We start from the raw sequence: 15,886 nt of genomic DNA on the forward strand, positions 1-15,886 counted from the left end.
CCGCGGTGCATCACGACAACACTCCCAAGGAACTGGCGGCACGACTGATCGCGCGTGCCGAGCAGATGATCCCGGCGCTGGCAGAGCGTGCCGCGCGGGCCGAAACCGAAGGGCGCATTCCCGCCGAGACCATCGCCGAGATGCAGGCCGCGGGCTTCTTCAAGGTGCTGCAGCCGCGCCGCCACGGCGGCTATGAGCTGGACCCGCAAACCTTCTTCCGCATCCAGATGGCGCTGGCCAAAGGCTGCATGTCCACCGCCTGGGTCTATGGCGTGGTCGGCGTGCATAACTGGCAGCTGGCGCTGTTCGATGAACGCGCGCAACAGGAAGTGTGGGGCAACGACCCCGCCACGCTGATCGCCTCCACCTACATGCCGGTAGGCAAGGTCACGCCGGTGGAAGGCGGCTACCGTTTCTCCGGCCACTGGAAGTTCTCCAGCGGCAGCGAGCTGTGCGACTGGATCTTCCTCGGCGGCCTGGTGCCGCCGGCCGAGCCCGGCGGCGCCTATGACTACCGCACCTTCCTGCTGCCGCGCTCGGATTACAAGATCGTGCGCAACTGGGATGTGCTGGGCCTGCGCGCGACCGGCAGCCATGACATCGTGGTGGACGACGTGTTCGTGCCCGACTATCGCACCCATCGCGCCGTCGATGGCGCCATGGGCACCAGCCCCGGCCTGGCCGTCAATGACGTGCCGCTGTACCGGCTGCCGTTCGCGCAGATCTTCGTGCGCGCGGTCTGTACGGCCTGCATCGGCGCGCTGGAAGGCACGCTGGACGACTTCGTCGCCTACGCCGACGGCCGCGTCAGCAGCAACGGCGGCGGCAAGACCGCCGAAGACGGCGGCGCGCAGATGGCGTGCGCCAGCGCCCAGGTGGCCATCGACGAGATGCGGACCATCCTGGAGCGCAACTTCGACGAGCTGCTGACGGTGGCGCGCGACGGCGGCCAGATCGACACGCCGCGCCGCCTGCATTTCCGCTTCCAGTCGGCGCAGGTGGCCGAACGCTGTGCGCAACTGGCCAACGGCCTGCTGCGCTATGCCGGCGGCAACGGCATCTACCGCAGCAACCCGATGGTGCGCCGCTTTCTCGACCTGCATGCGGCGCGCGCCCACTACGCCAACAACCTGGACCGCTTCGGCCAGAACCTGGGCGGCGTGATGATGGGCCGCGCCAATACGGACTTCTTCATCTGAGCCGCACCGGCACAAGGACCCCTCATGAGCCAGAGCAGAGCGCGCATGCAGCCCAGCGAGTTTGACGTGGTGGTGGTCGGCTCCGGCGCCGGCGGCATGCTGGCCGCCTGCCGCGCCGCCGATCGCGGCCTGTCGGTAGTGGTGCTGGAGAAGAGCCACCAGTACGGCGGCACCTCGGCGGTGTCCGGCGGCGGCATCTGGATTCCGCTGAACCACCATATTGCGCCGGCGGGCGGTCAGGACGACTACGCCAGGGCGCTGGAATACGTGCTCGCCTGCACCGGCGAGCACGGCGACCCGCAGCGCATCCGCGCCTACCTGGAGCAGGCGCCGCGCATGCTGCAGTACCTTGAGCAGCAGGCGGGGGTGCGCTACTACACGCTGCCGCGCTATGCCGATTACTTCCAGAAGCTGCCGGGGGCGATGCCGGGCTACCGCGCGCTGGACCCGATGCCGTTCGATGGGGCGCAGCTGCGCGAAGAGTTCGACCGGCTGCGGCCGCCGTCGCCCGGCACGCTGGTCGGCGGGCGCGTGGCGGTGACCTCGGCCGAGGCGCATGCGCTGCTGTGCCGATCGCCTGGCTGGTTCGGGCTGGCGGTGCGCCAGTTCGCCCGCTACTGGCTCGACCTGGGCTGGCGCCGCAAGACCCGGCGCGACCGCCGGCTCACGCTCGGCAACAGCCTGGTCGGCGGCCTGCGGCGCGCGATGATGGACCGTGCGATTCCGCTGTGGCTCGATACCGCGTTGCAGGACCTGGTGGTCGAGGAGGGCATTGTGCGCGGCGTGCGCGCGGTGCAGGACGGCCGCGTGGTGGAAATCCGCGCGCTGCGGGGCGTGATCCTGGCCGCAGGGGGCTTCGAGCGCAACCAGGCCATGCGCGAACAATACCTGCCGCAGCCGACCCGGGCTGCCTGGAGCGCGACCCCGCCCAACAATACCGGCGACGCCATCCGCGCCGCGCAGGCGGCCGGCGCCGAGGTGGCGCTGATGTCCCACGTCTGGGGCGCGCCCACGGTGCAGGTGCAGGGCGAGGAGAAACAGCGCGCATTGTTTATCGAGCGCGCCATGCCGGGCTGCCTGGTGGTGAACGGGAAGGGCCGGCGCTTCGTCAACGAGGCCGCACCGTACTCCGAGTTCGTGCCCGCGATGTACCGCGACCACGAACAGACCGGCTGCAGCGTGCCGGCCTGGATGGTGTTCGACGCCACCTTCCGCCACAAGTACCCGTGCGGGCCGATCCTGCCGGGCTCGGTGATGCCGGACCGCAGCATTCCGGCCGGGCTGTCCGGCATCCTGGTGCGCGCCGACACGCTGGCGCAGCTGGCGCAGCAGATCGGCGTCGATGCCGAGGGCCTGGCCGCCAGCGTCGCGCGCATGAACGACTACGCGGCCACCGGGGTCGACGCTGAATTCGGCAAGGGCGACAACCTGTTCGACACCTACTACAGCGACCCGGCGGTGCGGCCCAACCCCTGCCTCGCGCCGATCGGCAAGGCGCCGTTCTACGCGGTGCGCCTCGACGCCGGCGACATCGGCACCAAGGGCGGTCTGGTGACCGACGCCAGCGCGCGCGTGCTGCGCGGCGACGGCAGCGCCATCGCCGGCCTGTTCGCGATCGGCAATACCAGCGCCTCGATGATGGGCACGAGCTATCCCGGCGCCGGTTCCACGCTGGGCCCGGCGATGACTTTCGGCATGATCGCCGCGGACGTAATTTCGCAGCCTGCGCGGCAAGCCGCCGCGTCGCACCCCGCTCAACCCGTACAGGAGGCAATATGAGCGCCAGACCCGAATCCAGCGCAAGTTCCAGCGCAGGCGCCAGCGCCGCAGCCGGCAGCGCGCTGCGCGACGACATGCTGATGGCGATGCGGCGCATGGCGCGCTCCGTCGCGGTGATCAGTTGCCGCGATGGCGAGCGCCGCTATTCGATGTCGGTGACCGCGGTCGATTCGCTGTCCGCCGATCCGCCTTCGCTGCTGATCTGCATCAACCGCAATGCGTCGATCTATCCGCCGCTGGATGCCGGCGCGGACTTCTGCATCAACCTGCTCGCCGCCGACCACCGCGACATCGCCGTGGACTGCAGCGGCCGGCTCAAGGGCGAAGCGCGCTTCACCAGCGGCGAATGGGAAGACGACACGCTGGGCGTGCCGAGCCTGCGCAATGCCCAGGCCAACCTGTTCTGCCGCCAGGATGGCCGTTTCGACTATGGCACCCATGCGGTCTTCATCGGCCGGCTGCGCGAGGTCAGGCTGGCCGGCGAGGTCTCGCCGCTGGTCTATGTCGACGGCGCCTATACCACCTCCGCGCCGCTGGGCGCGCTGTGTTCGGCCTGACCCGGAGCAAGCCCCGCCATGGCTCACGACGCCGTCACGCCCGTACATGCCCCGTTGCGGCTCGATGACCCGGACGCGCATCCGTGGCAGGCCGCCTGCGACGCCGTGGTGGTCGGCTTTGGCGCGGCGGGGGCATGCGCCGCGCTGGAAGCCGCGCAGGGGGGCGCGCGCGTGATCGTGGCGGAACGCTTCGAAGGCGGTGGCGCCAGCGCCAGGAGCGGCGGCGTGGTCTATGCCGGCGGCGGCACGACCTACCAGCGTGCCGCGGGTTATGACGATACGCCGCAGGCCATGGCCGGCTACCTGCGCCAGGAAACCGAAGGCGTCGTCAGCGACGCCACGCTGCAAGGCTTCTGCGCGGGCAGCCGCGCGATGGTCGGCTGGCTGGAGGCGCTGGGCGTGCGCTTTGCCGCGACCGTGCCGCCGCGCAAGACCTCTTATCCGGCGCAGCCCTACTACCTGTACTACTCCGGCAACGAAGCGGTGCCCGCCTACGCTCAGCACGCCGCGCCGGCACCGCGCGGACACCGCGTGAAGGGCCCGGGCATGTCCGGCCGCACGCTGTATGGCGTGCTGCGCCGCGCCGTGGAGGACAGCCCGCAGATCACCGTCATGCGCCAGAGCGCGGCGCGGCGGCTGATCCTCGACCGCGACGGCGCGGTCGTCGGCGTCGAGCTGTGGCAGCTGCCGCCGGGGCGTCAGCAGAAGCGGCATGCCCGCCTGGCGCGCCTGGCCGAGCGCCTGCACAACGGCCTGCCGGCGCTGGCCGACTGGCTGCGCGCGCGCGTGCTGCAACTGGAGCTGCGCCATGCGCAGCCGGTCGCGGTGCGCACCGGCGCAGTGGTGCTGGCCACCGGGGGCTTTATCTTCAACCGCGCCATGGTGGCGCGCCATGCCGGCAAGTACCAGCAGGCCTGGCGCCTGGGCGCGACCGGCTGCGACGGCAGCGGCATCCGCCTCGGCGAGTCGGCCGGCGGCGCCGCGCGGCACCTGGAGCGCGTGTCGGCGTGGCGCTTCATCAATCCGCCGTTCGCCTGGGCGCGTGGCTGCGTGGTCAACGCGAAGGGCGCGCGCATCGGCAACGAGGAAACCTATGGCGCCACCCTCGGCCATGCCATCTGCGAGCGGCACGGCGGGCGCGCCTGGCTGGTGCTGAACCGCGCGCTGGCGCGCGAGGCCTTGCGCGAATGCCTGGGCGGCCGGCTGTGGGCGTTCCAGGCCGTGCCCGCGGCGCTGCTGATGCTGGCCGGTGCGCGCCGCGCCGCCAGCATTGAGGCGCTCGCCGGCAAGCTCGGCATGCCGGCGCAGGCGCTGCGCTCTACCCTCGACGCCTATAACGCGGCGGCGCACGGCGAGGGGCCCGATCCGGCCGGCAAGTCGGCGGCCATGTGCGCGTCGCTCGAGGCGGGGCCGTGGCTGGCGATCGATATCTCGGCCGGCAGCCGGGTCTTCCCGTGCCCGGCGATCACGCTGGGCGGCCTGGCGGTGGAGGAATCCAGCGGCCGCGTGCTGGCTGCCGCGGGCGGGGCACCCATACCGGGCCTCTACGCCGTGGGCCGCACCGCGGTCGGCATCGCCTCCAATCATTACGTGAGCGGCCTGTCGCTTGCCGACTGCATCTGGTCGGGACGCAACGCGGGCCGCCATCTCGCACAACAGCCCGCCGGCGAGCGGCAGGCGCACACCCACCAGGAGACTACCCATGAGCCGACGTACTGAAGGAAAGATCGCCATCGTTACCGGAGCCGCCAGCGGCGTCGGCAAGGAAGATGCCTTGCTGCTGGCGCGCGAAGGCGCGCGCGTGGTGCTGACCGACGTGAACGAGGAGGCAGGCCATGCACTGGCGCGCGAGATCGGCGAGAGCGCGCTGTTCGTGCCGCACGACATCGCCAGCGAAGCCGGCTGGCAGCAGGTGATGGCGCGCACCGCGCAGCGCTTTGGCGCGCCCAACGTGCTGGTCAACAATGCCGCCATCCTGATGCTGGGAACGGTCGAGGACGCCACGCTGGAGCAGTGGCAGCGCGTGATGCGCATCAATGCTGACGGCTACTTCCTGGGCTGCAAGTATGGCGTGGCCGCGATGAAGGCGGGCGGCGGCAGCATCGTCAATATGTCGTCGGTGGCGGCGCTGGGGGGCATGGGCGCGTTCTGCGCCTATAGCGCCAGCAAGGGCGCGGTGGCCGCGCTGACGCGCGCGGTGGCCGGCCATTGCAAGCAGAGCGGCTACCGCATCCGCTGCAATTCGATCCATCCGGACGGCATCCTGACGCCGATGACCGCGGCCTTCATGCCTGGCGGCGCCGCGCCCCTGCCGGAGGACGTCGGCGGCGCCGAGCCGATGCAGCGCATGTGCCATCCGCGCGACGTGGCCAACCTGGTGCTGTTCCTGGCCTCCGACGAAGCGCGCTTCATCAACGGCGCGGAACTGCGCATCGACAACGCGCAGACCATCATGGGCGTGGCCTGACGCCACGCTCGCCACGGAAGGAAATCATGGCGCCAGTGCAATTCCATCGGCTGCAGATCGCCGAAGTCATTACGGAAACGGAACAGGCGCATTCGCTGGTGTTCGCCTTGCCCGACGGGTTGCGCGATGCCTTCGCCTACCGTCCCGGCCAGTTCCTGACGCTGCGCGTGCCCGTCGACGGCGTGCCGATGCAGCGCTGCTATTCGCTCTCGAGCTCGCCCGAGGTCGACCACGCCTTGCGCGTGACGATCAAGCGGGTGCAAAGCGGGCGCGTCTCCAACTGGATCTGCGACCACCTTGGCGCGGGCGATACGATCGAGGCGATGCCGCCGGCCGGCGTGTTCACCCCGCCTACGCTGCATGGCGATTTCCTGCTGCTGGCCGGCGGCAGCGGCATCACCCCGGTGCTGTCGATCGCCAAGGCGGCGCTGCGCCTCGGGCGTGGCGCGGTGACGCTGGTCTATGCCAACCGCGACGAGCGCTCCATCATCTTCCGCGAGGCGCTCGGCCAGCTGGCCGGCCAGCACCCAGGCCGGCTGCGCGTGCTCCATTGGCTGGACAGCGTGCAGGGGCCGCCCACGCAACGCCAGATCGAGGAACTGGTGCGTCCGTGGAGCCTGGCCGAGTGCTTTGTCTGCGGGCCGGGGCCGTTCATGGACGCGGCGCAGGCGGCGCTGCAGCAGCTGGGCGTGCCGCGCGGCAAGCTGCATGTGGAGCGCTTCGTTTCCCTGCCGGATGCGCCCGCGGCCAGCCAGCCGGCAGCGCCCGTCATGGCCGCTCCGGCAGCCATGCGCGGCGCGGCGCTGACGGTGCAGCTCGACGGCGCCACCCACCAGCTCAACGCCGCCCCCGACGAAACCGTGCTGGACGCGCTGCAGCGCGCCGGCGTGGCTGCGCCCAACTCCTGCCGCGCCGGCCTGTGCGGCGCCTGCATGTGCCAGGTGACGCAGGGCGACGTGACGCTCGGCGAAAACCATGTGCTCGACCGCGCCGACCTGGAGGCGGGCTGGACCCTGGCCTGCCAGGCGCGCCCGGCCAGCAGCGAGATCCACCTGAAGTTCCCGGATTGACATGACCCCATCAGACACCCTCGACGCCATTGTGGCACCGGCCGGCATCGAAGCCGCGGCAAACGACGGCATTGCCGAGACCATCCCCGAGCTGCTGCGGCGCGCGGTCAGCCGCCACGGCGAGCGCATCGCCATCCAGGAAGACGGGCTGCGCCTGACCTACGCCGCGCTCGACGCCAGCCGGATCGAGGCGGCGCGTGCGCTGATGGCGCTGGGCGTGCAACCCGGCGACCGCGTGGCGCTGTGGGCGCCGAACTTTTCCGAATGGATCATCGCCGCGCTGGCCACGCACAGCGTGGGCGCGGCGCTGGTGCCGCTCAATACGCGCATGAAAGGCGCCGAAGCCGGCGCGGTGCTGGCCGACAGCGGCGCGCGCCTGCTGTTCTGCGTCGACGGCTTCCTCGGCGAAAGCTATCCGCAGATGCTGGCGCCACATCGTCCCGCCACGCTCGAACGGCTGGTGATCCTGCGCCCGGGACAAGACCGGCGCGCCGGCGCCGACGAGCTGGCATGGGACGACTTCCTCGCGCTGGCGCCGCGCACCGACATGGCGGCGTTGGCCGTGCGCGAGGCCGGCGTGCGCGGCGACATCCCGATGGACATCATGTTCACCTCGGGCACCACCGGCCGGCCCAAGGGCGTGATGACGGCCCATGCGCAGAACCTGCGCGCCATCGACGGCTGGGCCGCCATCACTGGCGTGCGGGCAGGGGACCGCTACCTGATCGTCAATCCGTTCTTCCATACCTTCGGCTACAAGGCCGGCTGGCTGGCGGCGCTGTCGCGCGGCGCCACGGTGCTGCCGCACCTGGTGTTCGATGCCGAGGCCGTGATGACGCGCGTCGAGAACGAGCGCATCACCGTGCTGCCCGGGCCGCCGACGCTGTACCAGACGCTGCTCAACGCGCCGCGCCTGCGCGAGTTCGACCTGTCTTCGCTGCGCGTGGCCGTGACCGGCGCATCGGCGATCGCGCCGGCGCTGATCCAGCGCATGCGCGACGAACTGGGCTTCGACATCATCATCACCGGCTATGGCCTGACCGAGTCGTGCGGCTTTGCCACGCTGACGCGCGCTGGCGACGACGCCGACACCGTCGCCGCCACCTCGGGCCGCGCGATGCCCGGCATCGAGATCCGCTGCGTCGATGTGCGCGGCGAGCCGGTTGCCACCGGCGAGCCGGGCGAAGTGCTGGTGCGCGGCTACAACGTGATGCAGGGCTATTTCGGCTTGCCCGAAGCCACCGCCGAAGCCATCGACCGCGACGGCTGGCTGCATACCGGCGACGTCGGCACGCTCGATGCGCGCGGCTACCTGCGCATCACCGACCGCATCAAGGACATGTTTATCGTGGGCGGCTTCAACTGCTACCCGGCCGAGGTGGAGAAGCTGCTGGTGGCCCATCCTGCCGTAGCGCAGGTAGCCGTGGTGGGCATGCCGCATGAGCGGCTGGGCGAGGTCGGCCGCGCCTATGTGGTGCTGCGCCACGGCGCTCGCGTCGACGCCGACACGCTGATCGCCTGGGCGCGCCGGCACATGGCCAACTACAAGGTGCCGCGCGAGGTGCTGTTCGTCACCTCGCTGCCCGTCAGCGCAGCGGGGAAGGTGCTGAAGTACCAGCTGCGCGAAGCCTGATCAAGGGGAATCAATCATGACCGAAATTGCCGCCATTACCACCATTGCCGACCGCGTGGCGCGGCTGGAAGCCGCGGAGGCGATCCGCGCGCTCAAGCTGCGCTACCTGCGCGCTTGCGATGACAAGGACCCGGACGCGATGCGCGCCTGCTTCGTGCCGGACCACGCGCATATCCACTATGACCGGATCGGCAGCTTTGCGGGGCGCGACGCGCTGGTTCAGTGCTTTGCAGAGCTGGCGTGCCGACCCACGCTGCGGGAGATGCATTTTGCGGGGCAGGGGGATATCCATGTGCTGGATGACAACACGGCGCAGGGCAGCTGGGATCTGGCCTACCTGGCGCTGGATGATGCCAGTGGTTCGCGTACGTTCCTGACGGGTCGTTATGCGGATGCGTATGTGCGGATCGATGGGGCCTGGCTGATCCGGTCGACGGTGTTCACTACGGGGTTGTTGTCGCAAGAAGGGTAGGAGAGGCCGCGCTGGTTTGCTCCCCTCTCCCGCTTGCGGGAGAGGGGAGCGTATGCGAGAGGGGGGGGCACGTTCCAACGCGAGCGCGCCTGATTCTTATTCCACAATTGCCGGATGCACCGGCGGCGGCCCCCCAAGCGCCTGCCGGTACGACGGCGGCTGCACCCCCTCCGCGTCGACGATGCCATAAGCCAGCGCCGCCTCCGCCCCGATCAGCACCCGTCCGGACTTGTCCATCAGCGCGGGGTCGCGGTACAGCGCATCGATAATCCGCCCGGTGAACTCAGGGGTCTCCGCCACCGGCGCGAAGGCCGCGTACTTGTCCGGATGCTTCTCCCATACCCGCAGCGTGCGCGCCGTGCGCAGCGGCCCCATCCACAGCGACACCGCCGCAACCCCGTAGGGTCGCAGGTCGACCGCCATGTCGTGCGCGAACTTGTCGATGCCGGCTTTCTGCGCGCCGTAGGCCGGACCGTGCATGTAGCAGTTGGCGCCAAATGACGAGGTGAACACGATCAGCCCGCGGCCCTGCGCGGCCATGATGGGCGCGGCATGCCAGCTGGCCACGTAACCCGAGCGCAGGCCGACATCGAGAATCCCGGTCATCTCCAGCGGTTTCTGCCAGAACGGCCCCGGCATGATGAGCTCGTCATGCAGGAAGGTCGCGTTGTTGACGAGGATGTCAATACCGCCGGCTTCCTCGCGCACGCGTTCGAACAGCCGCGCCACCTGCGCGTCGTCGCGATGGTCGCAGGCGACCGCGATGCCGCGCCCGCCGAGCGTGTCGATCTCCCGCGCCGTGGCGTGGATGGTGCCGGGCAGCGGCGCATTGCCTTCCTGCTCGGTACGCCCGGTCACGTACACGGTCGCGCCTGCCGCGCCCAGCGCCAGCGCAATGCCCTTGCCGGCCCCGCGCGAGCCGCCCGTGACGACCGCGACGATGGCCTGTTCCGCCTGCTTCATGTCTGTCTCCTGTGTCAGTGATGTGCGGGCATCGTAGTGGCCGCCCGCGCTCCGTCGCAGCTTGGGGCGGGCGTGGCTTCGGGACATCCTTCGTTCGGACTAAGCGGTGCCATGGCCGGCTACTCCACGCGGACGATGGCTGCCGGCGCGGCTGGGCCGACGATACTCGCCAACCCAACCACCGGCAGGGTGCCGTATCGGCGCCGCCGGTCACAACCGAGGAGTAAGCCTGGCCATGTCCGAACTGGAGCACAAGCAAGCCATTCACGCGCTGACCTGCCGCTATGCGCAGGCGGTGGACCGGCGCGATTTCCCGCGCCTGGCAGAACTGTTCAGCCCGGATGCACAGCTGACCGGGCCGGGTTTTCGCATGGACGGCGCGCAAGCCATCGTCGACGGCATGGCATCGCTCGGCCAGTACAGCGCGACGCAGCACCACGTACACCAGCAGATGGTGGTGCTCGATGGCGATACCGCGACCGGGGAAACCTATTGCGTGGCCCACCACCTGTATGAGCAGGACGGGGTGGCGCGCAAGCTGGACTGGGGCATCCGTTACCAGGATCGCTTCGAGCGGTCGCAGGGCCAGTGGCGTATTGCGGCGCGCGAACTGGTGGTGGACTGGACGCAGGACCTGCCGCTGCGGGGGGCATGACCATGACTCGGGTACTTGAAGGCAAGACCGCACTCGTCACCGGCGGCGCGGGCGGTATCGGCGCGGCCAGCGCGCTGGCGCTGCTGCGTGATGGCGCAGCGGTCGTCCTGATGGGGCGGCGTCGCGAAGCGCTGGAAGCGGCACGGCGCAGCCTGTGCGGTGCGGTGGCCGGCGCCACGGTGGAAATCCGCGTCGGCGACGCTTGCCGCGAGGATGACGTCCAGGCCGCGCTGCAGCAGGCCTGGGAGCTGGGGCGCCGCCTCGATATCGTCGTGGCGACCGTTGGCGGCGGCGGTTTCCGCCCGCTGCTGATGCACGATACCGCGTCGCTGATGGCGGAGCTGGAGCTGAACATCGCCAGCGCGTTCCTGGCGATCCGCCAGGCGTCGCCGTTGATGGCGCCGCATGGCGGCGCGATCGTCTGTATCTCGTCGAACGCGGCGCGCATGACCTGCCGCTGGCTGTCTGCGTACTGCGCTGCGAAAGCGGGGCTGGAAGCATTCGTGCGCGCCGCGGCCGAGGAGCTGGCGGGATGCGGCATCCGCGTCAACGCGGTGCGCCCGGGGCTTACCCGTTCCGGCGCGACGGGGCCCATGTTCGACAACCCGGCCATCCTCGACAAGTTCGTCGCGCAGATGCCGCTGGGCCGCGCCGGCGAGCCGGACGACATCGCCAGCGCGGTGCGTTACCTGGCCGGGCCGGAATCTGGCTGGGTGACGGGACAGAGCATCGCCGTCGATGGCGGCAGCGAACTGCGCGGCAACCCCATCCTCGATGAAACCGTGGCGGCCATGTATGGCGAAGCCGCGCTGCGCGCGGTGCTGGCCGGCAGGATCCCTGACGCCGCCTGAGGCGGATCACCCAAGGAGAGAAACGATGAATCAAGTCGAGGGCAAGGTCGTGCTGGTTACCGGTGCGGCCAGCGGGGTAGGGCGCGCCGATGCGCTGCTGCTGGCGGCCGAAGGCGCGCGCGTGGTGCTCACCGATGTCAACGAAGAGGCCGGCCAGGCGGTGGCGCGCGAGATCGGCGCTGCGGCGCTGTTCGTGCGCCACGACATTGCCAGCGAGGAGGACTGGCGCAAGGCCATGGCCGCCGCGCAGGACCGCTTCGGCCGGCTCGATGTGCTGGTCAACAATGCAGCCATCTGTCCGCCGGGATCGATCGAGGAAACCTCGCTGGATACCTGGCGGCAGGTGATGCGCGTCAATGCCGACGGCTACTTCCTCGGCTGCAAGTTCGGCGTGCAGGCGATGAAGGGCAACCCGGCCGGTGGCTCCATTGTGGTGATGTCGTCGGTGGCGGCGCTGGGCGGATTGCCGATGATGTGCGCGTACAGCGGTGCGAAAGGTGCCGTGACCGCGCTGGCGCGCAGCGTGGCCGTGCACTGCAAGCGCAACGGCTACCGCATCCGTTGCAATTCCATCCACCCCGACGGGATCTGGACGCCGATGACGCAGGCGCTGGTGCCGGGCCTGGATCCGGTGGCGCTGGGCATCGGCACGGACCCGATGGCACGCATGTGCCAGCCGGAGGATGTTGCCAACCTGGTGCTGTTCCTGGCTTCGGACGCGTCGCGCTTCATCAACGGCGCGGAACTGCGCATCGACAACGCGCAGATGGTCTCGGGGCTGTAAGACCCGCCGCGGCCGCGCTGCTGGCGCGGGCCGCCGCGGCGCCGTATCAGCGGTATTGCGACACGATCTCGCTCACCGTGCGCAGGATGTCACGGCGACGATAGCCGAGCAGTGCGGTCTCGGCCGCATCCGGCTCGTAGTAGAGCGTGTTGCCCCGGCCGAAGCAGATGGCCGAGTCCGGCAGCAGCGGATGCTCCTGGTCGATCACCGGCGGCACCGGCCGGCCCGCATTGCGGAAGAACGCGCCGAAGTAGTCCTGGAACGACAGGTTCTCGTCGCCCACGAGGTAGGCCTTGCCATTCTCGCCGCGCAGCAGGGCACCTTCGATCGCGTCCGACAGCGACACGGCCGAGATGAAGTTGACGCCCCCCGGCGGCGCGAAATCCGGCATCGGCGCAAGGTTGCCGCGGGCATAGCCGGTATAGGCCTGGAACATCGGCACCGTCAGGCCCGGCACCGTGCCCACGACAAACGGCGCATTCACGCTGCTCACGCGGAAGGCGTCCGTGGCCAGCGCGCGCACGCCTTCATCGGCCAGTTTGCGCGAGCGGATGTAGGCGTTGCCCTCCACCAGCCGCGGCGCGGCCTGCGGATAGAAGCTGCCGACATGGACCGCGACCCCGATGCCGGCATCGCGCGCGGCGCGGAAGAAGCGCGGCACGCCCTGGACGTTGGCGTGTTCCCAGTGGGCCGCTTCGTCGCCGCCCGGCGGGACGTGGCGCACATCGTTGCCGGCGGCGAACACGAGCGCGTCGAAAGCACCGAGCCGCGCCACGGGCAGGTCATTGGCGATGTAATCGCAGCGCAGGAAGTCCAGCTCGCCGAGCGGCGTGCCGGGGGCGGGGCGGTTGCGTCCCGCGATGGTGACATCGTGCCCGCGGCTGCGCAGGTGCAAGGCCGCGTGGCCCCCGATCATGCCGGTGCCGCCGACGATCAGTACTTTCATGCTTGTCTCCTTGGGTGAGTGAGGTGGCCACGGCGCGCGGCCATCAGAGGTTCATGCCGTTGCCGGCGATGACCGGCATGTTGGTCCAGGTCCCTTTTGGGTCGCGATACCAGCCGGCGGCGGCAAGCGCGCCGCCGTTGACGTGCAGTGCCGTGCCCGTGATCCAGGCTGCGCGCGCGCTGGCCAGGAACAGGATGCCGTCGGCAATGTCCCGTGGCGTGCCGAAGCGCCCCAGCGGGATCCAGTGCGGGATATGGTGCTGGTGTTCCGCGGCAACCATCTGCGCCACCGGCACCTGCGGGGTTTCCGTGGTCTCGGGGGCGATCAGGTTGACGCGGATGCCCGCCGGCGCAAGTTCCAGCGCCAGGCTCTGCGTGAAGCCCGTGATGGCCGCCTTGAAGGCGGCGTACACGCTGCAGTACGGGATGCCGCGGAAGGCCTCGATCGACGACACGCTGACGATGCTGCCGGCGGCGCTGCGCCGCAGCAGCGGCAACATGGCACGCGTGACGGTGAATACGTGGCCCAGGTTGGCGGCGTAAAGACTGGCGATCTCGTCGTCGGCATACAGCTCGAACGGCTTGGCGATGCGCAGGAAATCGCCGGCGTTGTTGACCAGCACGTCCAGCGCGCCGAAGCGCGCCTCGACCTGCGCCGCCAGGGCGCGCACGGTGGCGGCATCTGCCGCGTCACCCTGCGCCACCAGCACCTCGGCGCCGGCCTGGCCCAGCAGCTTGTGGGCATGGTCGGCCCGCTGCGCGTCGATCTCGAGGATCGCCACGCGCGCCCCCTGCTCCAGGAAGGCTTGCGCGGTGGCCAGCCCGATGCCGGCGCCGCCGCCGGTGACCAGCACGGTCTTGTCGGTGAAATCCATCTGAGTCGATCTCCTTCGGTTGCACTGCGGGGATGCCGACATTGGAGCGGCGGCGGGCGGCACGGACATCGTCCGATTGCAGGTCAGGGAAAACACCAGTGTGGCGCAAACCAGGGCAAAACAAGAACGCCGCGTGGCGGACACCGGCGCGCAGCATCCCTATAATCTGCGCAGCCGCCAGGTGCCGCAGAGCGCCGGCGGGCACACACATGGTGTGGAATCAGGAGACCAAGAATGTTGATGGCGACCGTTGAGGCGCAGGAAGTGGCCACGCCTTTGCTTGCGCAGTCTGGCCTGAGCGTCGCGCAATTCAGCGCGTTGCTGGCCGCGGTCTACGAAGGACCGATGGAACCGGTGCCGTGGGGCCATGCGCTCGAGATGCTGCGCAAGCAACTCGACGCCAGCTACGTGAGCTTTATCCTGCGCTCGCCCGCCAGCGACCGCAGCGGACTGGCGGTGCATGCGTCGGAGCGCGGCACCTCGCTGGAGGCGGAGGCGTCATACAACAGCTACTACTACGCCATCGATCCCTTCATCAACCTGCCCACCGACCGGGCGGTGACGGTCGATGAAGCGCTGGGCGCGGGCAACTGGTGCCGCAGCGAGATCTACCGGCAATTCCTGCAGCCGCTCGGCATCCGGTACCTGCTGGGCGCGGACATCCGTACCGAGGACGGTGTCGAGTGCCGCCTGCGCGTTTGCCGCCAGGACCACGCGCGGGATTTCTCGGACGTGGAAAAGGCGGCTTGCGGGGTGATCCTGCCGCACCTGAAGCGCGCGGTCCGGCTGCATTCCCGGCAGGATGTGGTGGAATCGGAGCGCTCGCTCTATGCGGGCGCGATCGATCGCATGCTGGTGGGCATGGTGATCCTCGACGCCGCCGGCACGATCCTCAAGAAGAATCCCGAAGCCGACGAGATCCTGACGGAGAACGATGGCATCCGCCTGAACGGGAACACCTTCGAAATCGCGTACGCCCACGAAAGCCGCAAGTTCCAGTACCTGCTGCGCCGTGCCCAGATGGGACACCACGGCAGCGCGCCGGCGCTGGCCGAGGCCATGTCGATCACGCGCCCGTCAGGGCGCGGCAAGCTGGGCGTGCTGATCCGCACCATTCCGCTCAGCGAATGGTCGGAAGAAAACCGGCATCGTCCGGCCTGCGCGGTCTTTATCCGCGATCCCGAGCGCAAGTCGCGCGCCTCGCACGAGGTGGTGCGCAAGCTGTTCGACCTCACGCCAGCGGAGACCTCCCTGGCACTGGTGCTTGCCGACGGCATGACGCTGGACGAAGCGGCGGAGGCATTGGGTACCAGCAAGAACACGGCACGCGCCCACCTGCGCGCGATTTTCTCCAAGACGGGAGTCACGCGGCAGGCCACGCTTGTGCGCATGCTGCTGAGCAGTGTCGTGACGCTCGGCTGAGCGCCTTCACGTCAGCCGGCCGGCGCGCACGCCGTTGCCGTCGGTCCTCCTAGTCCGATTGGAGGATGAGCGCCGCGAGCCGCGCTCCTAGCATGCCCATGACAAGCGGGCGCGGCACATGATGGCACGTCAGGCAGACGCAGCGATGCGTGCTGTCCACGCTCGCCCCTGTTCCACGCACGCATCAACCTGTCCGGCTTTGGCCGGCACCTGT

15 protein-coding genes are annotated in these 15,886 nt (G+C 69.7%); 12 read left to right on the forward strand and 3 right to left on the reverse strand.

The window, feature by feature from the left end; translation table 11 throughout:
• Nucleotides 1–5 precede the first annotated feature (5 nt).
• The 8 genes from E5S69_RS23610 to E5S69_RS23645 are packed head-to-tail and all read left to right on the forward strand — an operon-like array spanning nt 6 to nt 9,177.
• Complete coding sequence (locus E5S69_RS23610; RefSeq protein ID WP_171517017.1) at nt 6–1,199, forward strand: acyl-CoA dehydrogenase family protein; 1,194 nt, start codon at nt 6–8, stop codon at nt 1,197–1,199.
• Between the two features lie 24 nt (nt 1,200–1,223).
• On the forward strand, nt 1,224–2,978 hold the full coding sequence (locus E5S69_RS23615) for an FAD-dependent oxidoreductase (RefSeq protein ID WP_171517018.1): 1,755 nt from the start codon (nt 1,224–1,226) through the stop codon (nt 2,976–2,978).
• Nucleotides 2,975–3,535 (forward strand): flavin reductase family protein, encoded by a 561-nt coding sequence (locus tag E5S69_RS23620; RefSeq protein WP_171517019.1) that lies wholly within the window; start codon nt 2,975–2,977, stop codon nt 3,533–3,535. Before E5S69_RS23615 ends, E5S69_RS23620 begins: the two co-directional genes overlap by 4 nt.
• Nucleotides 3,536–3,553: 18 nt before the next feature.
• Entirely contained in the window at nt 3,554–5,254 is a 1,701-nt protein-coding gene (locus tag E5S69_RS23625) for an FAD-binding protein (RefSeq protein ID WP_171517020.1), read from the forward strand.
• Complete coding sequence (locus E5S69_RS23630) at nt 5,238–6,002, forward strand: SDR family oxidoreductase (protein WP_171517021.1); 765 nt, start codon at nt 5,238–5,240, stop codon at nt 6,000–6,002. Before E5S69_RS23625 ends, E5S69_RS23630 begins: the two co-directional genes overlap by 17 nt.
• A gap of 26 nt (nt 6,003–6,028) precedes the next feature.
• A complete protein-coding gene (locus E5S69_RS23635; RefSeq protein ID WP_171517022.1) occupies nt 6,029–7,072 on the forward strand; it encodes a ferredoxin--NADP reductase in 1,044 nt (347 codons plus the stop codon).
• A gap of 1 nt (nt 7,073) precedes the next feature.
• Entirely contained in the window at nt 7,074–8,705 is a 1,632-nt protein-coding gene (locus E5S69_RS23640; RefSeq protein ID WP_171517023.1) for a FadD3 family acyl-CoA ligase, read from the forward strand.
• Between the two features lie 16 nt (nt 8,706–8,721).
• Nucleotides 8,722–9,177, forward strand: a complete 456-nt coding sequence (locus E5S69_RS23645) for a nuclear transport factor 2 family protein (protein WP_171517024.1) — start codon at nt 8,722–8,724, stop codon at nt 9,175–9,177.
• A 96-nt stretch (nt 9,178–9,273) separates the two neighbouring features.
• Here the strand turns inward: E5S69_RS23645 and E5S69_RS23650 are convergent, their stop codons facing one another.
• The gene (locus tag E5S69_RS23650) at nt 9,274–10,140 is read right to left on the reverse strand and encodes an SDR family NAD(P)-dependent oxidoreductase (RefSeq protein ID WP_171517025.1); all 867 of its coding nucleotides are present in this window, start codon (nt 10,138–10,140) and stop codon (nt 9,274–9,276) included.
• 235 nt (nt 10,141–10,375) lie between these two features.
• Here E5S69_RS23650 and E5S69_RS23655 point away from each other — a divergent pair, with 235 nt between their 5' ends.
• From E5S69_RS23655 to E5S69_RS23665, 3 genes are read left to right on the forward strand one after another with little or no spacing between them, the layout of a single operon-like run.
• A complete protein-coding gene (locus E5S69_RS23655; protein ID WP_171517026.1) occupies nt 10,376–10,795 on the forward strand; it encodes a nuclear transport factor 2 family protein in 420 nt (139 codons plus the stop codon).
• 2 nt (nt 10,796–10,797) lie between these two features.
• On the forward strand, nt 10,798–11,646 hold the full coding sequence (locus E5S69_RS23660; protein ID WP_171517027.1) for an SDR family NAD(P)-dependent oxidoreductase: 849 nt from the start codon (nt 10,798–10,800) through the stop codon (nt 11,644–11,646).
• Nucleotides 11,647–11,671: 25 nt separating this feature from the next.
• Nucleotides 11,672–12,430, forward strand: coding sequence for an SDR family oxidoreductase (locus E5S69_RS23665; protein WP_171517028.1), 759 nt, complete (start codon nt 11,672–11,674; stop codon nt 12,428–12,430).
• 46 nt (nt 12,431–12,476) lie between these two features.
• Here the strand turns inward: E5S69_RS23665 and E5S69_RS23670 are convergent, their stop codons facing one another.
• On the reverse strand, nt 12,477–13,376 hold the full coding sequence (locus tag E5S69_RS23670; RefSeq protein ID WP_171517029.1) for an NAD-dependent epimerase/dehydratase family protein: 900 nt from the start codon (nt 13,374–13,376) through the stop codon (nt 12,477–12,479).
• A gap of 43 nt (nt 13,377–13,419) precedes the next feature.
• Nucleotides 13,420–14,250 (reverse strand): SDR family NAD(P)-dependent oxidoreductase, encoded by an 831-nt coding sequence (locus tag E5S69_RS23675; RefSeq protein ID WP_171517030.1) that lies wholly within the window; start codon nt 14,248–14,250, stop codon nt 13,420–13,422.
• A 234-nt stretch (nt 14,251–14,484) separates the two neighbouring features.
• Here E5S69_RS23675 and E5S69_RS23680 point away from each other — a divergent pair, with 234 nt between their 5' ends.
• Complete coding sequence (locus tag E5S69_RS23680) at nt 14,485–15,672, forward strand: helix-turn-helix transcriptional regulator (RefSeq protein WP_171517031.1); 1,188 nt, start codon at nt 14,485–14,487, stop codon at nt 15,670–15,672.
• Nucleotides 15,673–15,886: the final 214 nt, after the last annotated feature.

The organism is Cupriavidus necator, assembly GCF_013141915.1.
In the GTDB taxonomy this organism is placed as follows: Bacteria; Pseudomonadota; Gammaproteobacteria; order Burkholderiales; family Burkholderiaceae; genus Cupriavidus; species Cupriavidus necator_B.